This is a genomic window from Nocardiopsis alborubida (assembly GCF_012396365.1).
GTDB classification, from domain to species: Bacteria; Actinomycetota; Actinomycetes; order Streptosporangiales; family Streptosporangiaceae; genus Nocardiopsis; species Nocardiopsis alborubida.
Genome location: NZ_JAAXPG010000034.1, coordinates 1 through 24,502 on the forward strand (window position 1 = coordinate 1; position 24,502 = coordinate 24,502).

General features: G+C 68.3%; 20 protein-coding genes. 9 read left to right on the forward strand and 11 right to left on the reverse strand.

Annotated elements, in window-relative coordinates; genetic code table 11:
* The first annotated feature begins 166 nt into the window (after positions 1-166).
* The 3 genes from HGB44_RS26865 to HGB44_RS26875 all read left to right on the forward strand — a co-directional run bounded on the left by HGB44_RS26865 (position 167) and on the right by HGB44_RS26875 (position 1,724).
* Entirely contained in the window at positions 167-940 is a 774-nt protein-coding gene (locus HGB44_RS26865; protein WP_168444158.1) for a tetratricopeptide repeat protein, read from the forward strand.
* Between the two features lie 86 nt (positions 941-1,026).
* Positions 1,027-1,530: a hypothetical protein gene (locus HGB44_RS26870; protein WP_168444159.1), complete on the forward strand. Its 504-nt coding sequence runs from the start codon at positions 1,027-1,029 to the stop codon at positions 1,528-1,530.
* A gap of 14 nt (positions 1,531-1,544) precedes the next feature.
* Positions 1,545-1,724, forward strand: a complete 180-nt coding sequence (locus tag HGB44_RS26875; protein WP_061081446.1) for a hypothetical protein — start codon at positions 1,545-1,547, stop codon at positions 1,722-1,724.
* A gap of 83 nt (positions 1,725-1,807) precedes the next feature.
* Here the strand turns inward: HGB44_RS26875 and HGB44_RS26880 are convergent, their stop codons facing one another.
* Both HGB44_RS26880 and HGB44_RS26885 read right to left on the reverse strand, forming a co-directional pair.
* The gene (locus tag HGB44_RS26880) at positions 1,808-2,353 is read right to left on the reverse strand and encodes a GNAT family N-acetyltransferase (RefSeq protein ID WP_061081445.1); all 546 of its coding nucleotides are present in this window, start codon (positions 2,351-2,353) and stop codon (positions 1,808-1,810) included.
* Between the two features lie 10 nt (positions 2,354-2,363).
* Positions 2,364-3,848 carry a hypothetical protein gene (locus HGB44_RS26885; RefSeq protein ID WP_231972493.1) on the reverse strand — a complete coding sequence of 495 codons (1,485 nt, stop codon included), beginning with the start codon at positions 3,846-3,848 and terminating at the stop codon, positions 2,364-2,366.
* A gap of 285 nt (positions 3,849-4,133) precedes the next feature.
* Here HGB44_RS26885 and HGB44_RS26890 point away from each other — a divergent pair, with 285 nt between their 5' ends.
* The 5 genes from HGB44_RS26890 (at position 4,134) to HGB44_RS26910 (ending at position 11,783) form a co-directional block, all read left to right on the forward strand.
* Positions 4,134-4,646: an ATP-binding protein gene (locus tag HGB44_RS26890; RefSeq protein ID WP_231972492.1), complete on the forward strand. Its 513-nt coding sequence runs from the start codon at positions 4,134-4,136 to the stop codon at positions 4,644-4,646.
* A gap of 139 nt (positions 4,647-4,785) precedes the next feature.
* Positions 4,786-5,529: a hypothetical protein gene (locus HGB44_RS26895; protein WP_061081444.1), complete on the forward strand. Its 744-nt coding sequence runs from the start codon at positions 4,786-4,788 to the stop codon at positions 5,527-5,529.
* Between the two features lie 68 nt (positions 5,530-5,597).
* Complete coding sequence (locus tag HGB44_RS26900) at positions 5,598-6,515, forward strand: protein kinase family protein (RefSeq protein WP_210752232.1); 918 nt, start codon at positions 5,598-5,600, stop codon at positions 6,513-6,515.
* Positions 6,516-7,086: 571 nt separating this feature from the next.
* Positions 7,087-7,572, forward strand: coding sequence for a hypothetical protein (locus tag HGB44_RS26905; RefSeq protein WP_061081443.1), 486 nt, complete (start codon positions 7,087-7,089; stop codon positions 7,570-7,572).
* Between the two features lie 2,732 nt (positions 7,573-10,304).
* Positions 10,305-11,783: a tyrosine-type recombinase/integrase gene (locus HGB44_RS26910; RefSeq protein WP_061081465.1), complete on the forward strand. Its 1,479-nt coding sequence runs from the start codon at positions 10,305-10,307 to the stop codon at positions 11,781-11,783.
* A 284-nt stretch (positions 11,784-12,067) separates the two neighbouring features.
* Here the strand turns inward: HGB44_RS26910 and HGB44_RS26915 are convergent, their stop codons facing one another.
* The 7 genes from HGB44_RS26915 to HGB44_RS26945 form a co-directional block, all read right to left on the reverse strand.
* Positions 12,068-12,424, reverse strand: a complete 357-nt coding sequence (locus HGB44_RS26915; RefSeq protein WP_168444157.1) for a hypothetical protein — start codon at positions 12,422-12,424, stop codon at positions 12,068-12,070.
* A gap of 26 nt (positions 12,425-12,450) precedes the next feature.
* Complete coding sequence (locus HGB44_RS32755; protein ID WP_168444160.1) at positions 12,451-15,672, reverse strand: GDSL-type esterase/lipase family protein; 3,222 nt, start codon at positions 15,670-15,672, stop codon at positions 12,451-12,453.
* Between the two features lie 635 nt (positions 15,673-16,307).
* On the reverse strand, positions 16,308-17,084 hold the full coding sequence (locus HGB44_RS26925) for an MBL fold metallo-hydrolase (protein WP_061081440.1): 777 nt from the start codon (positions 17,082-17,084) through the stop codon (positions 16,308-16,310).
* 72 nt (positions 17,085-17,156) lie between these two features.
* Positions 17,157-18,275, reverse strand: coding sequence for an ABC transporter ATP-binding protein (locus tag HGB44_RS32880; protein ID WP_061081439.1), 1,119 nt, complete (start codon positions 18,273-18,275; stop codon positions 17,157-17,159).
* A complete protein-coding gene (locus HGB44_RS26935; RefSeq protein ID WP_061081438.1) occupies positions 18,272-19,033 on the reverse strand; it encodes an ABC transporter permease in 762 nt (253 codons plus the stop codon). The genes HGB44_RS32880 and HGB44_RS26935 overlap by 4 nt, the downstream gene beginning before the upstream one ends.
* Positions 19,030-19,839, reverse strand: a complete 810-nt coding sequence (locus tag HGB44_RS26940) for an ABC transporter permease subunit (RefSeq protein ID WP_210752233.1) — start codon at positions 19,837-19,839, stop codon at positions 19,030-19,032. The genes HGB44_RS26935 and HGB44_RS26940 overlap by 4 nt, the downstream gene beginning before the upstream one ends.
* Positions 19,840-19,886: 47 nt before the next feature.
* Positions 19,887-20,933: an ABC transporter substrate-binding protein gene (locus HGB44_RS26945; RefSeq protein ID WP_061081436.1), complete on the reverse strand. Its 1,047-nt coding sequence runs from the start codon at positions 20,931-20,933 to the stop codon at positions 19,887-19,889.
* A 217-nt stretch (positions 20,934-21,150) separates the two neighbouring features.
* Between HGB44_RS26945 and HGB44_RS26950 the strand changes: the two genes are divergently transcribed.
* Positions 21,151-22,161, forward strand: a complete 1,011-nt coding sequence (locus HGB44_RS26950) for a LacI family DNA-binding transcriptional regulator (protein WP_061081435.1) — start codon at positions 21,151-21,153, stop codon at positions 22,159-22,161.
* A gap of 431 nt (positions 22,162-22,592) precedes the next feature.
* Here HGB44_RS26950 and HGB44_RS26955 read toward each other — a convergent pair whose 3' ends face one another.
* Both HGB44_RS26955 and HGB44_RS26960 read right to left on the reverse strand, forming a co-directional pair.
* Positions 22,593-23,369, reverse strand: a complete 777-nt coding sequence (locus HGB44_RS26955; protein WP_061081434.1) for a tyrosine-protein phosphatase — start codon at positions 23,367-23,369, stop codon at positions 22,593-22,595.
* 63 nt (positions 23,370-23,432) lie between these two features.
* Positions 23,433-24,311: an NmrA family NAD(P)-binding protein gene (locus HGB44_RS26960; protein ID WP_061081433.1), complete on the reverse strand. Its 879-nt coding sequence runs from the start codon at positions 24,309-24,311 to the stop codon at positions 23,433-23,435.
* Positions 24,312-24,502: the final 191 nt, after the last annotated feature.

Consider the following 24,502-nt stretch of genomic DNA (forward strand, 5'->3'; position numbering starts at 1 on the left):
GACCAGCTCGCCGTTTTGATGCGCGCTCGACTCAGACCCATGCAGTACCGTCCCGAGCTGCTCAAGGGGTGTCTGGCCGGAACTGGACTGTCCTTGGAGATATAACCCCACAAATTAAAAGTCAGCAGGGTCGCGCTCCTTAGCCGACACGGGACATGTCGGGGCAATGAGACTCCTGATTCACTGGAATCGGCGTTCCGGGCGCTTCCGGGAGGCCGAGGAGTGGTCCCGCAGGGCCGTGGCCGCCGGGAGTATCGGTGCTATGAGAGAGCTCGGCCATGCACTCCGGATGCAGGGGAACGCCGATGAGGCGGAGGAGTGGCTGCGCAAGGCTGTCGATCATAACGACCGGTTTGCCATGAACGGTCTCTACAGCCTGCTCCGTGAGCAGGGGCGGACCGAAGAGGCCCTGAGCTGGTACCGAAAATTCGCTCTCTCAGGTGACCCGCTGGCGCTCTATGGATACGGCCGCATGCTCGCCGATCAAGGGCGCCCTGATCTGTCCGAGCAATGGTATCGAGAAGCCATCGATCATGGCCTAGGCTCCGCCATGGTTGACCTCGGAGGACTACTCCAGGAGCAAGGTCGTTTTGATGAAGCCGAGGAATGGTTCCTGAAGGCCGCTGAGAATGGGGATGAGAATGCCGCCGCCGCGCTCGGAATCATGTTGGTGGAATGTGGCCGTCCTGTGGAGGCGGAGCCCTGGCTCCGCAGGGCAGTCGCTAGCGCCGTTCCAGGTATCGAATGGCTTGCAGTAGCGCTCATGCGGCAAGGAAAGGATGAAGATGCTGCAGCCTGGATGCGCGAATGCGGTGACGAATACAAAGCGTCCTTGGTGTCTCTGATTCTCTTTGTTGAGGGAGAGGAGGCAGAAATGGCACGATGGGAGAAGATGGTGGGTGAGTGGTCAGATTCTGATCCCGGATGGCAAAAATTATAATTTCGATGGCCTGGGGCTCGAATTCTTCCGGGTGCACCACAAAGCTCCAGGCTGGGCAGCACTCGTGGTTGCGGCCACGGCTTCAGTTGCACTTCGAGCCCAGGCTATGTGGCGCGTTCACTTCGCTGGCGGTAGCGGCCGAGGGCTACTACGCGGAGATCAACGGGGTCGAGTACCGGTCATCGCAGGAGCGTTCTCAGGCATGGGCGGCCTGTGGGGTGCAGGGCGACAACCACAAGCTTGTCCGTAATTTCACTAAAAACGGTGGCCCCTCCGGGCGAAGCGCTTATCTCAAGTGCGGGTCGTCGGGTTGGGGTTATCGACACATTCAGGACAGGCATATGGGTGACTGGGGCAACATCGCCGTTCAGATAGGCGATAACTGGAGGCCGTTCGCTGATTTCGCGATCGAGCAGATTCTGATCGCGCCTGAATCAGCTGCCTACAAGTCCGGGAACGACACCTATGCTTTCACGGCGCCAGTGCAGATCCGAGACAGTGACGGAAACGTTGTCAGTACTTACCGGCCTTTGGTCTCCGTTGCCGACGAGTCACGCAACATCATCACTGCCTACCCCCGGCGCGGGTAGGCGCTGGAGGGCTCATGGACGACACATACCTGTTCACCGAACTCGTGCACCGTCTCAACCTGGATGACGGCTCAGCCGACGAGGCCACCCGCCGGAGAGGTGTCCTGCTTCGCCGGTGGCAGGGCCGTGACCTGAACCCGCCGTACATGCTGCATGTGGACCCGCCGACGCTGGGTGTCTCGTGCCGAGTGTGATGGAGGCTCTCGCGTGTGCCGGGATCGCCTCCCGGCACTCGGCCTGTGACCTGCACTTGGGGTAGGGACCTACGGCTTATGCGTTATCGGGTTCGCGGTGTCCACTCGTTGTCCAGGATCGAGTGGACGATGGAGTCGCGCCAGGCGTCCCGGGTCCACAGGTGCCGCCGGATCCGGCCCTCCGCCACCATCCCGGCCCGGAGCATGACGCGCTCGGAGGCCTGGTTCTCCGGAGAGCGGGCGCCCCATATCCGCTTGAGCCCCAGTTCGTCGAAGCCGAGCCGGAGCAGGAGCTGGACGAGTTCACTACCGAACCCCCGCCCCCACAGGTCCGGCCGCAGGGCGAAACCGATCTGCGCGCTGTGGGGGCGCTCGTCCACGGCCAAGCGCGCGGCGCCGACAAGCTCCTCCTGCCGTGCGACAGCGAGCATGTAGACGCCCCTGCCCTCCTGCTCGGCGTCGGTGAGCGCGGCCTCCACGATGGCCGCGCACTGCTGCCTGGTGCGCGGTGTGAAGGACAGGTGCCTCACCGCCTCCGCGTCTCCGTAGACCCGGAGCAGGTCCTCGACGTCGGTGGGGCGCAGTTCCCGAAGGCTGAGCCTGGCGCTGGAGAGTTCGACTGGGTGCATGTCCGGCAGGTTAGCGGCCCGAGGTCAGCGCCGAGGCGGGAGTGCGGCTGTAGGCCTCGATCTCCTGGCGGAGCCGGGCTACGGCTTTGCTTCCGGTGTAGTCCGGGCCGCGTAGGGCGCCGTGTACGCGCATGACGCTGTTCACCACGCCGGACACCCGCTTCGTGGCTGGTAGGCCCAGGACCGGTTCAAGGGCCTGCGCGGCACCCTCGATCTCTCCCAGGCAGACCCGGGCGTAGCCGAGGTCGGCGCGTGCTCCGGCCTCGTCCTGGTAGGCCCAGTCGTCGGACCCTTGCGCGGCGGCGGTCTCGTAGAGACCCACGGCCTCCTGCGCGACCTGCTGGGCCTGTTCCTCACGTCCAGGAATCCAGATCTGCGTCTCGGCTCCGTAGTAGAACTGGCGGCAGTGCGCGAAGCGCATCAGGCCGCCGAGCTCGTCCAGGTCGTCGCCGCGCAGTCCTTCGCGCAGGGCCGTGGCCGCCTGGAGGTCGTCGAGCGCGCGTTCCGCGCTGCCCAGCGAGGCCCACGTGCGGGCGCTTTGGGACATCAGCCAGATGGCGGCCGTGCCGGTGCGCTCGGTGGCCAGATCGCGAGCCAGTTCCGCGTACCGGGCGGCTTCGGTAGGCCACCCCGCCCAGTAGGCCATCAGGCTCTGCTGGGCTCGAACCCGGACGCGCAGCCCGTCGTGATCTGCGTTGTCGGCGCAGATGAAGGCGGTCCGGGCCTGCTTCATCGCGGCGTGCGGATCACCGAGGTCATGACTGGCCTTGGCGAGCATGATGCTCAACAGGCCGCTCAGGAGATACAGGTCCCTGGTCTGGTTGGGACGCTGCCGCCCCTCCAACAACATGAACGCCACGTCCTGGGCCTCGACCAGGTCTCCCAGAACCTCGTGGAGGGGAGCACGGGGATAGGCCTTCGCCAGCCTGGACACCTCCGCGAAGAGCTCCTGAATGGTCTCCACCCCCACGTTCGTCCCCTCCGCCATCGCTCCGAACCTCATCGCGCGTTTCGCGGCCATCTCGATCTGCCTTTCTGGCGGTAGCGTTCTGGTTTCTTCGTTGACGGAGAAATATGCCTGTTCCGTGCTTGTCTGGGTTGCTCCAGTGGGAGTGAGCTGGTTTCCGATCCTTTTGAGGACATTGCGCTCGTGCTCGCTCAGCTTGTCGAACCCCTCGGGAGACAGCAGTCTCCGTGGGGAGGTGCCGTAGAGCGTCGCCAGAGCGACGACCTGTGTCGCCTGTGGTGCCCGCCCGCCCACCTCGGGCCAGAGCTCCAGGCGGCTGAGTCCCGCCTGGTCCAGCGGCAACCCGCCAGCGGAACCGCGATACCGCTCGGTCGCCTCGGCCTGGCTCCACCCGCGCATGTGGCGATAAGCGGCCAAAGGCGAGCACCCGCAGCGGATACGGATCTCGTCGGCGATCTCATCGTTCGTGCGATCCTGCTCGCGCATTTGCTCGCGCAGTTTCCGGAGCTGGGCTTTCGTCCACTTCATGCAGCTCTCCTCAGGCTTCGGTATCCAGATTGCCCGAAACCGCTAAGCCTGCAACCGGCACTTCGTCGCGCGCACTCACCGGTCTGACATGGAAACGCGCTTCCCATCGGGAAAACGCCAGTTCAGGGGCGTCGCGGGTGGCATAGAAACCATGTCCGTACACCCCGTGACCTGTGGTTGCTCTCAGTGTTCGATGGGAGGTGCAGGCAGGGAACACCCCAGGACTCGTGCGGTACGGGTCAGAAGATCGAGGCGCGGATGACGACCGCAACACGGATGAAAACCATGAACGCACCCATACAGGACGGCTGCGCGGATGCCGAGGTGACACCGGCGCTGCCCCACCGGGTGCCCGGGTACTCCACGATGCCCCGACTGGGCGGAGCCCACCGCCGTCACGCCGCCAGATTCGGGCACACACCGCCGCAGGTCCGTGAGGCCCGCCGCTGGGCGAGGACGGTCACCGGTCTCTCGCAGGAGGAAGCCGACGTCATCGAACTGGTGCTCTCCGAACTGGTGACCAACGCTCTGAGGCACACGGCATCGGGCCAGAACGGCCACTTCACGGTCACGATCGCCTACCTCGACACCGATGTGATCCGCCTCGCCGTCGAGGACGCCGGCCCCCGGCATGGTGCGGTCCCTTCCATTCCCCGCGTGCGGCCGATGGACCCCGGCCTGGAGAACGGGCGTGGCCTCGCCTTGGTGGAGCGACTCAGCCGCCGCTGGGGATTCCTGGGCGTCCAGGGGACACCCCTCACGGTGTGGGCCGCCATCTCGCGATCGGCGCTGCGGTGAGAGCGACAAGCGGTGGGCCGAACACCTGCCGGTGACAACAAAACACCCCCTGCCCCACAGCTCTGGACGGCGGCCCTGGTACGGCCGCGGCCCAGTCCAACACCCCTTCCACAAAGAACCCTGAGAGAGGAACCACTCCATGTCCGTCAAGCTGGCCCCGACGAGCCTGAGCATCCCCGGCCACAACTTCGACCCCCGCTGGAACCGCGTCGCGGGAATGTCGGTCGAGGACGACACGGTCACCATCGACCCCGAGGCGTACTTCTTCCGCCTGGAGTCCGACACCTGGACCGTCATCGACTGGGACAAGGTCGCCGCCGAACTCCTTCCCGTCGAGGAGACCTCGGAGTCGGCCATCGAACAGATCGCCCTGGACTACATCGCCCGCAACTCCCGCACCACCCACGATCCGGCCGAGGTCCTGCACATCGCCTGGCAGGTCTACAGCCACCTCTTCCGCGAGGAACACCTGACCTCGCTGGGCATCGACGGGGTCACCGCGGACCACCTGCGGATGCTCGCGGAGGTCTCCACCTTCACCGCCCTGAACAAGGTCGAGGACGACGGCCACATCAGTGTCGTCGGCCCCACCTGGTTCTTCGCCGACACCGCACAGGTCGTCTACGACCTGGACGAGCCCACCACCGAGCTCCTGGACGAGGTCTTCCACGGCGCCTGGTTCAACGAGTACCGGCGCATCGAGGGAGTCAAGGCCCACGCCGCCCTGGGTGGGCGCCTGGTGCACGGTTGCCAGTCTGCCCCCGACCGCAGGGGCGGAGTCGTGGCCCCCTACGGCACTGACATGAAGCGCTTCCGCGACGAGCTGGACGCCTTCCGGGACACCTGGCTCACCACGGTCCGCTCCTACAGCGAACGCCCCTGACCCTCCCCGACTCCCAGGGGCTCTCCGTCCGTTCACGGAGAGCCCCTCCTCGACACGAGGAGCCACACATGCACCAACCCGACATCGACCGGATGCGCGACGAGGTACTCGCCGCCGCCGACATGGTCGACAAACTCGCCGAAGCCAAGCCGCTGCACAGCTGGGAACTCTCACACGTGGAGCGCCTGACCCTGACGGACGGGTCCACCGTCGTCTTCAAGTGCGCCACCGAACCCTTCACACACGAACACGAAGCGCTCACCAGCGCCCGGCAGGCGGGCGTCAGCGTTCCCCACCTCATCGCATCCCTGCGCTCGGGCACCACCTTGGCGATGCTGATGGAGGACCTGGGCGAACCCGACCGAGAGGCCACGGACCACGACGGCGTCGCGGCGGCGGTCCAACTCCACAGCGCGGCGGCCCCGCCCCACCTTCCACTGGCCGACAGCACATGGCTGGCCTCGCTCCCGCGCAGGGCGACGCGCACCCTGGACCTGCTGAACACCCAGGGACGCTGGTCCGACGCCGACGACATCAGGGAGACACTGAGCGACATCGATCGAGCCGCCTGCGCACGAGCCGAGGGCACCACGACCGCACCCTACGGATGGGTCCACTCGGAGTTCCATCCCGAGAGCCTGCACATCCGCGACGGACGCGTCCGTCTCTACGACCTGGCCCGAGCCTTCCACGGTCCGGGCCTGATCGACCTCGCCTCCTGGCACGGGACAGTGGAGCCCCCCGACTCCGACCGGACCCGGGCGTTCCTGGAGTCCTACGTGGAGGCCGGAGGCAGCGCCGGAGTGCTCACCCGACGCGCAGGCCTGCCGCCACAGGACTGGGCGCTCGGCTGGCACCGGGTGTGGGCCCTGGAGTGGTTCCTCGCCCAGTCCCTGGTCTGGATCGGTGACACCGCCGCCGATCCCGCCTACACGAACGTGGTGCGGCGCCACACCCACGACGCGGCCCGTCTCCTCGATGTCTGAGCCCTGGAGGGTGAACCCATGGCAGCCGTTCCCCCGTACCTGCTGATCGACGTCGACGGAGTCCTCAACCCGTTCCCCGGCCCGGGCGGTTCCGTGCCACCGGAGTACCTTCCCCACCGTGTCGACTTCAGGGGGCACCGAGGTGTGCCGATCTGGCTCAACCCGGACCACGGTGCGACGGTCAACGCACTGTGTTCCACCGGCCTCGTCCAACCGTGCTGGGCGACGAGCTGGGGAGCCGAGGCGAACCTTCTGATCGCGCCACGCGTGGGCATGCCCCACTTCCCGCACGTCGATCTGGGCACGCCCGACATCTCGACCCCGCACCCGCGCGGCTACCTCTGGAAACGCGACCCGGTAGTCGACTGGCTCGGGAACGCGCCCGTCGCCTGGATCGACGACGACTTCGCGCCACCGGACTACGACTGGGCCGCGGAGCGAACCCGGCGCGGCGCACCCACTCTGCTGCTCCAGCCGGACCCGTATGCGGGGCTGGGCCGCCACCACATAGCGGCCATCCGGCTCTGGGCAGTTTCCCTCACGCAGGCCCACGACACCGCTGGGAACCACCATGAGCGTCCCCTTGAAGACCCACGAGACCCAGCTGCTCGAGGCACCCAGTGGAGTGCGTGTTCCGATCGACCGTGAACTCGTCCCGCTCGTCCTCCGCCTGTGGTCCCTCGGCATGAACACCAGGGCCAGTTGCCAGAACTTCGGCGAATCCCTGAAGGGCTCGGGGCCGGGGATGCCTCCGGGAGACCCGCGGTGGAGCGCCTTCTACGCCGACCGGGTGTGGCTCAAACTGCGACCCGCTCCCGCCGAACACCTGATCACCCTCCTCGGAGCGGATCGGGACATCTGTATCGCAATGAACGAGTGGGGAAGAGCGGAGTCCTGGCTTTGCGTACGCCCCGTCGTGCCGGACGTCTACGGCGGACCGGCACGCACCAGGGACACGCATCTCTTCTTCCCCCGGGAACACCTCGACCACGTGCTCGAGGTACTCGGCAGGCCGGAGTCTGTCCCGTTTCGGCCATATGCCGTCAGGAGTAGGTGAGCCGGGCTCCGGCTTCTGTGAATATCCGGGGCCGAATGTCCTATTTATCCGAACTATGAGCCTTGGATGGAACGGCGGGGTGCTTTTTCTGGCGCAACGGGTTGAAAAACCTCGCGAGTCCAAGTGAACATCAACCACCCCTGGGAAGCGGTGCGCTTTTCCAGGGGCGGCTCTCTGCGTATTTTCGCGCGGTTCGGTTGGGAAGCGCAGTTTCAGAGGCGTACGCCTCCGGGGCCATTGACACCCATGCCGCAACCGCACGCGGAGGGAAAGACCGCGACCATGAGGTCGCTGGCAAGAGAAAAGGGTGCCCCGAGCCGGTGCTGAGAACACCGGTCCGGGGCGTGATTCCCACCTGACGACAGCAGGAGGAGATCGTGGAGAAGCATAGCGGGCGGCACCGCAAGCGCTGCCAGGGCTGGGCGGAGCGCCTGTGCTGGATGCTCGGAGCGCTGCTGGCGCTCGTGTTCTGCAGCCCACTCGGCCGGGGCGCGGACCCGGCGTCCCCCACCATGACGAAACCACTGCCGCCCAAAGGTGTCGGTGCAGGCCCGGCAGGCATTCCGGAGCCTTCTCGTCAGGCCTCAGATGGCCCTGAGGTTCCCCGACCTCGCCAGAGCCGTTCTGGCGGTGGCACCATCGCTGTACCCCGCCCGCGCGAGCCCCGTCCTGAGGAGCGGGGGTGGTGTGTGGACGATGACGGGGTGCGCGGGGTTCGCCCGTATGTGTTCAAGGTCCCGCAGGCGCAGGGCCACACGTGTGGCCCTGGAACAGGACAACTATCACCTGGAGCGGAGAAGAACGGAGAGTTCGCTGAGCTGGCCTCTGCGGTGCGTATCTGGCTGGATATGAGGGCTTAGTTTCGCGGCTGGCAAGAGGCTGTGGTGGGGCGTCCTGGAACCGCAGGGCGCCCTCTTGTGGAGAGTGCGGTCAAGGTGGCCTCACTCGCGCAGCCTGTCCGTTAGTGCGGGAGAGAGCGTTCCATCCGCGCGTCATGCCGGGCGGGGGCCGTTGGAGGGCCTGTGACTCCGCCGGTGACTGGGCCTTTCCGGGGGCCTGTGACTCCGCCTGTGCCTCCGCCCGTGGGTGGGCCGCTGTGATCGGCCCACCTCGCGCGCGTTATCAGTGCAGGTGGGAGCGGCTGCGGGTGGGCCGTTGGGAAGCCAGACTTACACCCAGTGGGTAGTCCTCTTCACGTAGGCGGGCGGGCCCGCCCCGACAAGCGGGGGCGGAGCCGCCCGCCTACGTCTACCGTGGCCCTCGCCCACCTGTGCCTGCCCCCACCCCTCCGCTGTGTCCCTTCCCTGATCGCCTCGTCTACCCTCTCTTCCTCTCACCAGACCAGGGGCGTGCAAGTCCGGTCACCTGCCACGCGCGGACTTCTCCTGGTTGAGAAGCCATGGAAAAAGGATCTTCTCCTCTCGGGTGACATTCGCGTTCTCTTTCCATGGAGAGTTGATCTGGTGTAGTCGAGGTGGGCGGATTGCTCTCGCCTGCCGAGTTGTAAAGCGCGGGTTGCTGCTTCTGTGAGAAGTGCATGCGCGCTTTTCCTCCGACTTCCTTGGAAGCGTGAAGGTGGGGTGTGAACCTCCACTGAACCCGAAGTGAACCCCTGGCCAGCGCATGGGCCACCGACTGGGCCAGCGGGTGGGCCACTCTTAGCTGGCCCACCCCTACTCGTGCTGATGCGCAGGTCAACGCCCCTGTGGGTGGGCCAACGGCCGTCCAGACTTATACCCAAGTGGGTAGTTCTCCTCACGTAGGCGGGCGGGGCGCCCTCGCTCGCGGGCGAGCGCGCCCGCCCCGCCCGCCTCCACGGGCGCTCTGCTCGCGCGGTATCCCTTCTTTCTTCGCCTCTTTCTCAGCGAAAGTCTTTCGGCTTCATCGTGAGAGATAAATCTGATCCCTTATTCCTGTGTAGAGCTCAAGATCGACCAGCTCCGGGCGCTGCGTCACAGCATTCCCTGTTGACTCCTGCCACGTGCTTTTTTGTTGTCTCACGTCGTGTTTCGCGCGGCCTCGTCTGTCAGCGGTATGCGGTAGCGGAGGCCGAGCCGGGTGAGGTTCTGAGGTTGGGTGTCGCATCTTCATCGGGCGTGTCTTCATAGGGGTTCATCAGGGCGAAGAGGCCCACGGCAACAAGGAGGAGAGGCTGAGGCGCGGTGGCGAGGAGAAGCACTGTTCGGGAACGGGACGGTTCGCAGCGGGTTCGAAGCCCATGGTGTGGCCCTGGGACGTAGGCGGGTGGTGTGGGGCTGTCAGCGCCCCGACGTCGGCCCGACCGCGCGGCGGTGCCCTGGGTGTCCTGGGGCGGGCTGGTCGGCGCGGACGGGCCGTGTGGCGGGCTCGGTGGGGCCCGCGTTGTTGACCCCTGGAACGGCTCTGGTCAGGGCGGTGGCAGGAACGGGGCGATGGCGGGCGTATCGGACAGCGGGGCGGGGGTGTGCACCCATCGGACGACGTTCCTGCTGAATCCGCTTGACCACCTCTACGAGGTCGAGCGTGGATGCGTGGTACCCCGCCACACGCGGGGCCGTACGCCGTATCCGTCCAGTTCAGAGGTGGTAGCGAGGTGGGTCGTGTGGGTGTGAGTACTCCGGTCACGGTGGCCGAGATTGGTTCGCTGCCGGTGGTGTCCATCACCGGAGTCCTGGACCCCCTCGGAGTGCCGATCAGCGGCAGGTGTGGCGGGTGTGGTGTGCGTGGGGAGCGAGACGAAGGTGAGGCCGTGTATGGCCGCGCGTGAGGGGTCCACGTTCAAGCGGTGCGGATGCCGCGACGAGAGCACCGGTAGGGCGTTGGGGGTCAGGTGTCCGCAGCTCAAACGCCGGACCGGGGGCTGGAACCCGGCCCATGGGGCGTGGGCGTTCCAGTACGAACTTCCCCCGACCAGTCAGGGTGGGCGCCGCCAAGCCCGCCGCGTCGGATTGACCTCTCAGGAGCAGGCCCGGAAAGGACTGGAACACGTTAAGGCGCTCATCGCCCTGGCGGAGAAGGACCCCACGGTCGAGATACAGATCGCTGACCTGGTCCAGGCGGCGTTGAAGCAACGCCGCCCGTTGCCGGACCTGGAGGAGGTGCGCAAGCGGGTGGTGATGGCGGTGGACGTGCGCACCGAACCCCCCACCCTCGCCGCGTGGTTGGGGGAGTGGTTGAAGGGCAAGCCCGATCTGGCCGCAGGAACCCGAGCCTCCTACGCCGGGCACATCCGCACCTACCTCGTCCCGCACCTGGGCCAGCTCCGTGTGGACAAGCTCCAGGCCCGCCACGTCGAAGCGATGTTCGCGGCGATTGAGGAGACCAATGCTCACATCCTGGAGTGCCGCGAGTCCGACGATGTGAAGGTGCGGGCCTCGGTCAGGGGGAGGCGGGTGATCTCGCTGTCGACCAAGCACCGGATCCGCGCCACTCTCCGGAGTGCGTTGTCGGAGGCGGTGCGCCGTCCGGATCTGCCGGTGTCGGTGAACATCGCCTCGCACGTACGCCTGCCCTCCTGCCCCAGAAAGTGTCCGCTGGTGTGGACACCCGACCGGGTGCGCCACTGGAAGAAGGACGGCACGGTGCCGGGAGAAGTCATGGTGTGGACCCCGGAACAGACCCGCACTTTTCTGGTGCACGCGAGGAAGTACCCGTGGCTCTACCCGATGTTCCACCTGATCGCGGTCAAGGGCCTACGACGAGGAGAAGCGGTCGGGCTGCCCTGGTCCAACACCCGGCTGACGGACGGACAGATCGACATCCGCGTCCAAGTCGTACAACTCGCGTGGGAGACGATCACCTCCACCCCCAAGAGCGCAGCGGGCCAGCGCACCATCACCCTGGATGCCGACACCATCAAGGTGCTGCGGGCTTGGAGGAGGTTCCAGAACGAAGCCCGCCTCAAAGCCGGAGCAGGCTGGACGGACAGCGGCCTGGCCTTCACCAAAGAGAACGGCGCAGGATGGCACCCAGGTCAGGTCAGTGACTGGTTCCTACGCATCGCCAGGGCCGCTGGACTGCCGCCGATCACGTTGCACGGGCTCCGCCACGGAGCCGCCTCGCTGGCGTTGGCCGCGGGAACGGACGTGAAGGTCGTGTCCAGCGAGTTGGGGCACGCGACCACGCACTTCACCCAGGACACCTACCAGTCGGTGTTCCCGGACGTGGCCAAAGCGGCGGCCGAGGCCACCGCCGCGCTGCTACGAGGCCCGGCTCCGGTGAGGGCCGGGTAGCCGAACCGGCGAGCACACCAGGAGCCACACGGCGTCACCGACCCCAGGCCAACGCACGGGTTCACCCCGACTGGCCTGGGGTTTCCTCATGCCCGGGTCCGGTAGTCCATCGGATCAAAGGTCCCATCGTGGAAGTATTCGACTGTGACCTGCGGTGTCGTGCACCACCGAGTAAGAATTGCGACGTAGTCGGAGCTTGGGAGAAGCGCTTGCCTCGTCTCGCAGAGGCAGCCCCGGTACCGCAAACCTCAGGTATTGCGGTACCGGTGTTCGCGCGATGCCGTTCAGCCGTCGATGACCCAGACCTCGTCCGAGCACAGAGGTGGCTCGCGAGTCCACGTGCGTCCGTCCTCAGCGTAGACGTGGATGTAGAGATCGTCTCTGCACGCCTCGGGGGCCCAGTTCCTGAACGGCCACACACGGTGATACCAAGGCCGTTCTCCGGATTCGACGAGGCTGTAGGGCCAGGCCTCGCCCGGCTGTAGGCCTGAGTCGAAGTTGTCCTCCTCGGGAGGAAAGAGCTCTGGGGAGTCGGAGGGCCAGGTCTGGACCGGGACGTCGAGTCCGTTCTCCACGACGAAGTGCTCGTTGTGAGGTTGGCAGGACGTACAAACCGTGATCAGACATGCTGCGAGCACCACCGCCCTATTGTTCCTGGCGCATGCACTCACTCGTCCTCCTCGCGGCGTGGTGCGACCGGGTCGACGACCCGTTCGTCCGCAGGAACACCAGGCGATTCCGGACCGAGCAGGTCTTCGGTCAGTTCTGCCGCCCGAATCTGGCTGACGATCGGTGCCGCACCCTCCGGATAACCCTCCCAGGGCTCCTGTAGTCCTTCGAGCGCTTCCGTGCCGGGCGTCCACGCCGTCTCCAACACGGCTTCCGCCTCCTGTGCGGTGAGTGTTCCGGGGATGGTCACGTCGTTCAGTACGCCGGTCGGGATTCCAGGACCGTAGTAATTGACCGTCGACACGCCCACGTTGTAGGTCATGCCTGGGGTCAGGTTCTGGATCCGGTAACGGTCGTCGCCCCCGGCCCCCACGTACTCGTGCCTCATCACCGGATAGTCCCCCACCGCCTCGATCCAGTAGACGCGGTATCCGGTGGCTCCACTACGGTGGTCCCATTCGACCAGAACATCTCGCCCCTCCACCCTCGCGGTGACATTGGAAGGTCCAGGCAAGGTCTTGGGTTCGGCGACAGCGGAGGCCACCTGGCTGATGGGCCCGACCTGGTCTCCCCTGACCGGGGCCACACGGAATTCGTAGGTGTGCCCGTCCCTGACCCAGGTAGAGCGGAAGTAGTCCCCAGGAGCCGGTAGCGGGAGCAGCTCCCACGGTTCCGCCAATGTCGCGTCTCTGGTCCAGATGTAATAACCGGAAGCTCCGAACTCCCGTGCCCAGCTTAGCCGGAACCCCTGGTCCGTGACGCCTGCGGAGACCCAGTCCACCTGTTCCAGTTCGACGTCTGGAAGAGGGGAGGGAATGTTGCCGTACGGCGCGCCCATACCGAACTCTTCGTGCAAGGCATCAGCGAACTTCGACGCGATGAAGTAGTCCCCTTGGGTGTTGGGATGCAATCCGTCCCAGGCATGATCGTAGGGATCGAATCCACTGGAGATGTCGACCAGGTGCACCGGGGAGCGCGAGGTGGACAGGTCGCTTACCGCGCCCTCCAGCAGGTTTCCGTACTCGCGGATCTCTCCGTTGAGCCATTCGAAACCGGGCAGGGGGGTTCGCGTCACGACGTTGGATATGAGGATCTTGATGTCCGGGTTGGCGGCTCGAGCCTCCGTGACCATCCTTCGAGCTGAGGCCACGGTTCCGGACGCGTCGCTGTAGCCCCATGTGATGTCGTTGAAACCCAACGCGATGAGCAGGTAATCGGCGTCGTGTTGCTCCACGTCCCGCTGGATCGTGTTGTTGGCGTCCGCGAAGGTCCATCCCCACATGGCGTTGTGGTCTCGGTCGAAGTCGTTGTTCATGTACCGGGCTGTACTCGGGCCCGGGTAATACTCCTGCGGAGGAGGATCCTGACCGTCGAGGATCGCCCGGTTGCGAATGTCGGTGTAGATGTCGTAAGCCCCCACTCGGGGGCCGACGAAGTCGACCGTCTCACCGGTGATATCGAGGTGCCGGTCCAAAGCGAAACGCCAACTGTGGGAACCCTCGTTGCCATGGGTGATCGAGTCACCCACAACCATGATGTTGTCTCCGCTTCCGGATGAGGTGAGGCGGGCGTTCCAGGAGATGCCGGCCCGGTCGCTCTCCGCGTCACCGCTGTCCTGGATGAGAGTCGTGCGGGTGGCGACCAGGGTTGCGGTTTCGCCCTCGCCGACGGATACGACGACCTGCCCGTTCCCCTGTTCCTGCGAATGCTCCAGGGGAACCATGTCGGGGCGTCCGGAGGCTGTGGTCCGCGATGTGAACAGCGTGTACCTGAAATCGGAAGAAGCCGTGACGTTCACGATAAGCCGTCCGCGGCCACCCCCCTGAGAGGTCAGCTCGACGTAGGTCGCACCACCTGGGCCGACCTGGGCCGTACCGGATGTGGACGAGCCCCAACTCAGGGATCTCTCCGTTCGTGCTGGCCGTCCTCCGACGAGCTGGTTCTGCCACACGCTTCCGGCATGGGCGTCGTTGTAGCCGTCGCGGGCACCCAAAGCGAAGGTCATGTTCGTGTACCGCTCGAGCCGGTAGTTGGACACAGCGAAACCCAGAAGCAGCTCGTCCATGCCACGGCCGTAGTAGTTCGCCGCGTACTGGATCGCGGCCACGGGGGTGCCTGCGTCGTCCATGACGCGCCAGGTGTCGAGGACGAAATTCCGAGAGACGGCCTCGGTGAGGTAGCTGGCGAGGATGAAGGCCCCGTACTGGCGTTCTTCGCTCAGACCGTCATGGGCGTTCAGGGCCCGTTCTGGGTGCCCCAGGAACTGGTCGAGACTGCTCGCGTAGAGGTTGGCGCCAACCCCCGATCTGAGGCTTTCGTGGGTGGCCCATTCGGCGGTTGCCTCCATCCACCAGTTCATGGTGCCACCGACAGAGAGGGCATCGGTGAAGTAGTTGTACTGAAAGACGTGGTAGAGCTCGTGCCGAGGCAGATAGGAATAGCGGTTCGTGTAACGTCCGTCTGACAGCTCTGCGGGATCAGCGGACAACCAGATCGTGGGAGCTCCGTTGATTCGGATGCCCGGAGGTACCACGGCGCTTCCTTGGGGCGCTAGGCCAAGGACCACGGCGATGGGCCCCTCGCCCTCGTGCTCCAATCCCATCCCTAGGTAGGTGTTGTAGGCGCTCTCCAAAGACTCCAGGATGGTATCGACGGAGTCGGCCTTGCCATTCGTGGGGCTTGTGTCGGTCTCTGGTACTCCCGAAGATCCGACATTGTAGTAGACCCGGAAGTGCGCTGAGGAGGAGACACACAGGAACTCCTGATCCTCGATCACTTCGCTGATATAGCAATCTGCCACGTCCGTGTTCGACTGAGCTCTTGGCGCCCCTTCTTCCCCGGGCGTGTGTGGGGAGACATAGTCGTCAACCCACTCCCGGGTGGACTCGGAAGCTTCGTCCATGTGGCTCAGGACGAATGTCACGTACTCCTCGAAGGGCAATGTGCTGCCAGGCTCTGGCTGGTACTCACCAGGGAGACGTTCGGGTGAGATTGCGTTGAATAGGCCGTATTCGACCATTTCATCGGTGGAGAGCTCTCCACGCTCCCATGCGGGTACGACCTTGTCGGCATCCCCGAACTCGGGGGTGGGCGGTGCCACGGGGGGTTCAGGTGGGTTGCGGGAGAAGTGCTCGGCTGCTGATTCGGCGATGTCGCCGGTGGTGGTGGTCTCCTCTTCCGCGGTGGCGGAGGGAACGGAGACAAGGAGTGAGGCGAGCACAGCCAAGACCAGAAGAAGCGGATGCCAGGAGGAGGGGCTTTCAGTTGGACCGTTGCGGCGGGGGAGGTGCACAGTCAACCTAAGGCGTTTGTTGGGGGATAAGTCAGGAGCAGGCTAGGCCATCGTTCACATCCGAACAAGGAGACGAGAGACCTTATTTCTGGATTCGCCGCCCGGCGCTGACGGGTCTATGGAGGTCACGGAACGGCAAAGTGCTCCGCGAGGTGGGCGCCCACCTGTACTGGACCTTGCACTGGGGAGCACACGGGGAGCATTTCAGGCCCCGGTCCGGGCCGCGCGCCTCGCCTGTTCGACTCGCGCACCCCGCCTGACCTGGTGTTTTGTGGTGCACCCGGCAGGATTCGAACCTGCGACCATCGGATTAGAAGTCCGCTGGTCTGTCAAACGAGCTAGAGGCCCGCGACATCTTCGTCCGGGGCGCATGCCCGCGCAGTGCTGTTGCCGTCCCTGGTGGCGTATCCGCGAGCCCTACGCCGAGGTGTCCTTGTGTGCCGCAGGGCGGGGAGAGCAGCCCATGGTCCCGGCCAGGGACCAAGGCTGAGAACGGGACCACGGGGGGCGTGGCAGACGGTGCGGCGGCGCCCCCGGGCGGTCATGCGGCCCCGGCCGACCCCTCAGAAGCGGCTGCCGGGCCTGGCCACGCTCACCGCGCCGGAGAACCCGCGTGCCGCGTCCCGGGCGCCCTCCTCCCACATGCCGGGGTCGGCGAAGTGGGTCAGGACCAGGTGGTCGACTCCGGCCTCGGCGGCCAGGTCCCCGGCCATCGCGGCGGTGAGGTGGCCGTGGCCGGTCAGGGCCTGGTCGTCCGCCTCCAGGTAGGTCGCCTCGCACACGAACAGGTCGGCCCCCTCGGCCGCGCGCACGACGGCCTCGCAGTACCCCGTGTCGGAGGAGAAGGAGACCACCCTGCCGTCGGGGCCCTCGAACCGGAGCGCGGCCGAGGGGACGCTGTGGTGGGCCCGGAAGGAGCGGAAGGCCGTCCCGGCCACCTCGTAGCGTGTGGTCCCGTCCATGGCCATCTCCCTGGGCTCGAAGGACTGGGCGATCGGGCTGTTCATCGTGGGCAGCGTCGGGATGCCGAAGACCGCGTCGAAGGCGGCCAGGCGCTCGGCCTCTCCCGCCGGGTAGTACAGGGGGATGCGCGGCAGGACCTCGGGGAAGGTCCACCGGTAGGCCCAGGCCATGAGGTCCAGGCTGTGGTCGGCGTGCAGGTGCGTCACCACGATCCCGCGCAGCCGGTCGAGCCCGTAGCGCGCGCAGTAGGCCAGCAGGGACCCCGGTCCGGCGTCGACCAGAAGGACGCCCTCGTCGGTGTGCAGCAGGTAGCAGGACGCGGGGCCCTCCGCGGTGGGCGCCGTGGCGTTGGATCCGAGGATTTCGAGTTCGAGCATGGGTTCCTCCGTCGTGGGGTGGTCCGGTGGCCTCAGGGCGCGGGGCCGGGGCGGTGGCCTCGGGGAGCGGCCTCAGAGAGCGGGAACGAGCAGGGTGGCGCGGCCGGGAACGACCGCCAGCGATACGGAACGGCCGATCTGGGCGTCGGGCGGGACCCGGACGCCGAACACGTGGCCGTGCGCGTCGACCGTGAGGTGGACGGCGTCGCCGACGAACTCGGCATGTGTGACCTGGGCGGCCACGGCGGAGGCGTCGTGGCGGTCGGTGACGGTGAGGCTGTCGTCGCGCAGGAGCAGGCGGGTGCGGCCGTGCCGGGTCGGCCCGGTCCGCAGGTCCGACGCGGGGATCCTCCACCGGCCGCCGAGCACCGCGGCTTCGCCCTGGGAGAGTTCGGCGTCCAGCAGGACCGCGTTGGCCAGGAAGTCCGCGACGAAGGCGTCGGCGGGGTCCTCCCACAGTTCCCGGGGCGTCCCGAACTGCACCAGTGACCCCTCGCGCATCAGGGCGATCCGCGACCCCAGGGAGAGGGCCTCGCGCTGGTCGTGCGTGACGATCAGCGTGGCGCACCCCGAGGAGGAGAGCATGGTGGACAGCTCCCTGCGCAGGCCGCCCCGCAACTGGGGGTCCAGGGCCGCCAGGGGCTCGTCCAGGAGCAGGACGTCCGGTTCGACGGCCAGGGCGCGCGCCAGCGCCACGCGCTGGCGCTGGCCGCCGGAGAGCTGGTCGGGCCGCCGCTCCGCGAGCTCGGTGAGCTGGGTCAGCTCTAGCATCTCGGCGACCCGGCGGCGCCTGCGGTCGGCCGGGAGCCGCCGGGCGCGCAGGCCGTAGGCGATGTTGCCCGCCACGCTCAGGTGCGGGAACACCGCGTAGTTCTGCGGGACCAGGCCCACGCCCCGGCGGGCCGGGTCCAGGTGCGTGATGTCGCGTCCGCCCAGGCCGATGCCTCCTTCGGCGACCGGGGTGAGTCCGGCGACCGCGCGCAGGGTGCTGCTCTTGCCGCAGCCGGAGGGGCCCACGACGGCCACGGTCTCGTCGGGCAGCACCTCCATGGACACCCCGCGGACGGCCTCGGTGTCGCCGTAGCGGATGGTCAGGTCGGACACGGTGAGGCCGGACGCGCGGGCGGCGGGGTCTGGCGTGGGAGCGGCGGGGTCGGACGCGCGGGTCCCGGGTTCACGGAGATCGGTCACGGAGTGCTCCTCAGGGCGTGCCGCCGGGCCAGCACGATGGCCGTCAGCACCGGGGCGACGAAGGCGATGAAGATGATCGACTGCGCGGACGCGGGTTCGAGCCTCTGGGTGGAGTAGGAGTCGAACAGGGCGAACGGCACGGTGGGCGTGGCGGGCGGGTTGACGAAGAAGGAGATGTTGAACTCGCCGAAGGAGAGGGCGAAGACCATCGTCATCGCCTGGGTGAGGGCGATGAGGCAGCCGGGGACGGTGACCGTGGCCAGGACCCTGGCCGGGCCGGCCCCCAGGCTGCGGGCGACCCCCTCGTTGATGCGCAGTTCGTCGTCGGCCAGCGCGGGCACCAGGGCGGCCAGGGTGAAGGGCAGCGTGAACACCACGTGTCCCATGACCAGCAGCAGTCCGCTGGGACGCAGCGCCGCGTAGGCGCTCACCAGGGCGACGCTCAACGCGATGCCCGGCACGGCCAGGGGCACGTTGACCAAATACCCCGTCAGCCGGGTCAGCGGCGAGGGGTGGCGGGCCACCCACCAGGCCATCGGACCGCCCAGGGCGAGGTTGAGCACCACCACCAGCGCCGCCACGGCCAGGCTGCGGCCGATGACGGGGGCCAGCGGGGGCCAGGCGTGGGCGAACCAGTCCAGCGTGAACCCCTCGCCCCAGGGCCCCTGGGAGAAGTCGACGCTGGTGGCGACCACCAGGGTCGCCAGGATCGGGATGAGGACGAAGGCGCACACGGCCCAGGTGACGACGCGGTTCACGAGGCCACCGCCCGTCCGACCAGGCGACCCATGCCGCGGCCGAGGACCAGCGCGGCGACGGCCATGGCCGCCAGCAGCACCGCCAGGGTGGAGGAGGCGGCCAGTCGGTAGCCGGTGGTCAGTTCGTTGGCGACGTTGAGCGGAAGCAGGCGGATGCCCTCCGAGAGCGTGGCGACCGTGCCGTAGCCGCCCAGGGCGATCGCCGCCGCGGTGCCCCCGGTCTCGATGAGCGCGGGCAGCAGCAGGGGAAGGGTGACCGTGACCAGTACCCGCACCCTGGAGGCACCCAGGGTGCGGGCGCTCTCGGTGAGCGAGGGCGGCAGCCCGGCCGCGGCGGCGCGCAGCGGCCCCAGGACGCGGGGCAGCGAGAAGTAGACGTAGGCGACGAGGAGGCCGGGCAGGGTGTAGGCGAGCCCCGCGAAGCCCTCCCACAGTGGCGCGAGCAGCCCGGTCCTGCCGTTGAGCACGATCGCGAAGAACCCGATGATGATGCCGGGCAGGGCGATCGGCAGGGTGAGCAGGGCGTCGGTGGCGGCCCCGCCGCCCCCGGCGCGGTCCTGCCGGGCCTGGTGCAGGACGACGGGGACGGCGATCACGAGCGTGGCCAGGACGGCCACCCCGGCGACCAGTGCCGACGCGGTCAGGGACTCACGGACGGCCGCCGAGGCCAGGGCGTCGGCGTAGTGCTCCAGGGTGGGGCCCCCGTCGGCCGGGGACCGGCCCAGACCGAGGGAGTTGGCCACCAGCACCACGACCGGGTAGGCGCTGAACAGGCAGATGAGGATGAGGGCCGGGAGCGCGGCCAACCACGGGGGCGGTGTGCCGCGACGCACGCGCGCGGTACCGGGGGACACTAGAAGCCGACCTCGCTCTGGTACAGGTCGATGAACTCCTGCTGCCGCTCGCCCTGTTCGAGGTAGTCGATGGTGATCGCGCGCTCGTAGTCGGACTCGGGCAGGACCTGGTCGGCGAGTTCCTCGGGCATCGGGCCGACCACCGGGCGCATGTACCCGTCCGCGAAGAGGCCCTGGCCCTGCTCGGAGAAGTAGAAGTCCAGGAGCTCCATGCCGTTCTCGGCGTTGGGGGCGCCCTCGACCAGGCCGACGATGTAGGGGATCTGCAGTGAGCCCTCCTCGGGGATGACGACGCTGACGTCGGCGCCCTCGTCACGGAGCTTGTAGCCGTTGAAGTCGGTGTCGATGAGGATGGGGATCTCGCCCTGGGCGACCTTGGCGGTGGCGGTCTGGGCCGAGGTGGAGGCGCCGTTGTCCTTCAGCTCGGCCAGGTAGTCCAGGCCCGGCTGCCAGTCGGACAGGTCGCCGCCGAGCGCGTGGTTGACCGCCGTCGCGGCGGAGTAGCCCACGGCCGCCTGGGTGGGGTCGAGGTAGCCGACCTTGCCCTCGTAGGCGGGGTCGAGGAGGTCCTCCCAGCTGCTCGGCACGGGCGCGCCGTCCAGGTGGTCCTCGTTGACGATGAAGGCGATGGTGCCGGTGTGGACGGCGGTCCAGTTCCCGTCGGGGTCGCGCAGGTCCTCGGGGACCTCCTGCGCGCCCTCGGGCACGTAGGACTGCAGGACTCCGGCCTCCACGAGCTGTCCGGCGAAGGCGATGCCGGTGTAGGCGACGTCGGCGACGGGCGCGCCCTTCTCCGCCTGGAGTGCGGCCAGGGCCTGCCCGGAGTTCTTCGGGTCGTTGGGGGCCTGGATCCCGGTCTCCTCGGTGAAGGCGGCCAGGACCTCGCCGTAGTTGCCCCACTCGGCGGGCGAGTTGTAGGTGATGACGGTGCCGCCGTCGCCGGTGGCCGAGGCCGGGGGCAGGTCGGCGTTGCCGCAGGAGGTCAGGGCGAGGACGGAGATGATCGCGGCGGCGCTCAGGACGCCGCGGCCGCGGGTGAGGGTCATGGGGACTCCGGGGTCGGCTGCGGTACCCGCTGGGCACCGCTGTGCGGAAGTGCGTGATTAAACGATTAATCAGTGCGGTGACCTGAGGTTTCGCAAACGGTGACCGTGGGTCGAACGCTGGTGGAACAGCGTCCCGCGCCGTCGACCCGCCGGTGCCCGGCCGGAGCGGGCGCACGGTACTTTCGAGTCCACGGCCACAGTCCCCCCGAGGAGAGCCATGCCGGAACCGACCAAGCGCGCGACCCTGCGGGACGTCGCGGCCGGGGCGGGCGTCTCGGTCGCCCAGGCCAGCTTCGCCCTCAACGGCACCGGCCGCGTGGCCGCCGCGACCGCGGAGCGGGTCCGCCGGGTAGCCGCGGAACTGGACTACCAGGCCGACGGTCGGGCCCGGGCGCTGCGCACCGGCCGGCGCTCCGCCTACGGCGTGGTGATCCGCAACATGCGCAACCCCTTCTTCCTGGACGTGCTGCGCGGCATGGAGACCGTCGCGCACCGCAGGGGGGCGCTCCTGCTGATCATGAGCTCGGACTACGACCAGGAGCGGGAGAGCGCCGCGCTGCGCAGGCTCGCCGCCGAGGCGGTCGCGGGGATCGCCATCGCACCCATCGGACGGCGCGACCGCCTCCTGGAGTGGATGGACCGCCACTCCCACGTCCCGGTGGTGGCCTTCAACTGCACACCGGAACCCGACCGGGAGGGCACCGCCAGCCGCCTGTCCACGGTCGGCCCCGACGACGAGGAGGCCGTCGCCCGGGCCGTGGCGCACCTGGCGGAGCGGGGTCACCGCGAGGCCGCGCTTTTGATGGCCCCCGAGACCCTGGCCGCCGACTGGGGGCGTGAGGAGGCCTTCCACCGCCACTGCGCCGAGCACGGGGTGGCCGGCACGGTGGCACGCGGCCCCCTGGACTACGACGCGGTGGCCCGCAGGTCCGCGGAGATGATGACGCGTCCCGGGCACCGCGCCCTGGTCGTCAACTCCGACCACCTGAGCGCCGCCGTCTACGACGCCGCCCGCTCCCTGGGCCTGCGCGTGGGCCGGGACGTCAGCGTGGTGGGCCACGACGACCTGCCCACCTCGGCCCTGCTGGACCCGGGCCTGACCACGATCGCCGTGGAGCGCGAGGCCCTGGGAGAGCGGATCATGGACCTGCTCGTGGAGGGCCCCGGCACCGCCGTGCGGCTGCCCGTGCGCCTGGTGGAGCGGGGATCGGTCGCGGTCCTGGCGTGAGGCCGCCGCCCGTCCCCCGCCCCCGCCGCAGCGGACCGTCCCCCGGGGGGTGACCCCGTTCGAGACCTGCCCGGCCGAACGTTCGCCTCCGAGGCGGCGGAACCTCCGAGGCGCTCCCGACCGCGGCTGACAGCACGGCCGACGCGGTGCTGACAGCCGCGGCGCGCTGCCCGGGAAGGACCGTGTCAGCCAGGAGGAGGACGGCTGTTCGCCGGGTTCAGGGTGTTCGCAGGTGTTCGCCAGGGTGTTCGGCTAAGCGTGCGAACAGGGTGGGTGGTGCTGACAGGGCAGGTCAGGGCCGGTGTGGGGTGTTCGTTCGGGTGCCCCGACTCACAGCGTTTTCCCGTCTGCTGTCGGTGCGGGGGAGGGGCGGGGGCGGAAGGGTTCCACTGCCTGGACGGACGGTGCCCCGGACCGGGCAGAGGCGGTGGTCAGTCCAGGAGCCGGTTCCGGAGGACGGCCAGGTCCTCTTCCCGGACTCCCGCCTCCAGCAGGTAGGCGTGCGCGTCCAGCCCGCGCAGGGCGTCCAGGACGGTGCCGCGCAGGGTCAGGCCGCGCTCGGACAGCACGGCCTCGATCACGGGGCCCTGGTCCCGTTGCCCCATCGCGGCGAAGAGCGGGACGAGCTCGGTCGTGGACAGCTCGTAGTCGTCGGCGATCGCGTCGGCTTCGACGTCGGCCAGGGCGAGCAGCAGCAGGGCGACCAGGCCGGTGCGGTCGCGTCCGGCCCCGCAGTGGAACAGGACGCCGCCGGGCCCGGCCTGGGCCAGGGCGGTGACCACCGCGGCGCACCGCTCACCCTTGTGTTCGAGGAAGGGCGGGTAGTAGAGCGGGCTTCCGTTCAACCGCCGGCGGTTGACGTCCTGCCAGAACCCGACGTCCTCGACATGGTCCAGGGGAACCTCCAGGCGCGTCATCCCCGCGGGGAGGGGAGTCGGGGCCGCTTCCGCGGGGAACGCGGCGGACCCGCCCCGGCTCGTCAGGCCCTCACCCGGAGTCGAACGGATCTCGTCGGGGTTGCGCAGATCCACGACGGTGCGCACACCCGCCTCGTAGGCGGCCCGCCAACCCCTGTCGGTGACGAAGCGCGGGTCGGCGGAGCGGATGAAGGCGCCCCGGCGGACGCTCCGTCCGTTCCGGCTCGGGAGGCAGCCGAGGTCGCGGGTGTTGAAGAAGCCTTCCCAGGTGATCCTTCTGCTGTCGCTCATGGACGAAGGAGTACTTCACCTGGCGGAGGAAGAAAAGTTCCTTGGTCCCTTGCCGGCCAGCGGTCAGGCGGTCGGGGAGGAGACCCCCGAGGCCGCGACGTGGTCCGCGAGCTGCTCGGCGGCGCTGCGGGGCTCGCGGCCGAGCAGCTCGGTCAGCAGCGGGTGGTGTCCCGCGAAGTGCCCGTCGCGAGCGGCCCGCGACATCATGAGCGTCATCCGGACCATGTGCTCCGGGACGCCGCTCGCGACCTGCTCGGCGCTCCACCGCTCGTCGTCCACGACGACGCGTTCGATGCCGCGGCCGGTGAGTTCGGAGGCGATCCGGGCGAAGTCTCCGAGGGTCACGGGCTCGGGCGGTGTGAGGGTGACCGGGCCGTCGAAGGAGCGCTCGCCGGTGAGGATGACCGCCGCGGCCTCCGCCAGGTCGGCGCGATCGGTCCACGGGAGGGGGCCGTCCGCCGGTTTGGCGATCACCCCGGTCCGCTGCCACGGGCCGAGCAGGTGGTCGAGGCTGCCGAAGAACCCGTAGCGCAGCGCGGTCCAGGCGGTTCCCGACTCTGCGAGGACCGCCTCGGTGGCGGCGTGCAGGCGCGCCGGGGGGTAGGGGCTGTCGGCTGCGGCGCCGTGCTGGCTGGTGTAGAGGACCCGCCGGGCGCCGGCCGCGACGGCCGCCTCGATCGCGACGCGGTGCTGGCCGACCACGTCGGCCTCCGTGTCGCTGGAGGAGACCAGGAGCACCTGGTCGGCGCCCTCGAAGGAGTCGCGCAGCGCGGCCGGGTCGTCGTAGGACCCCCGCCGCACACGCACCCCGCGGTCGGCGAGGTGCCGCGCCCTGGTGACGTCGCGTGCGCTGACGCCGATCCGGTCGGCCGGGACGCGCCTGAGGAGGTGCTCGACGGTGGCTCCGTTGAGGGCGCCGGTGGCGCCGGTGACGACGATCATGTCCGTGGTCCTTTCCATGTGTCCGGGTCCGCCCCGGTGGGCGGGCCACGGCGGTGACGGGGGAGCCCGACGCCCCGGCGGGACGCCCGTGCACTGGTCCCCGGGCCCGGGCGGAAGCGGCCCGGACACGGCGTTCGGTCACCAGCACTTAAGTTGACCAGCATGGTCAACTTCGCTTGCGCCGACGACAC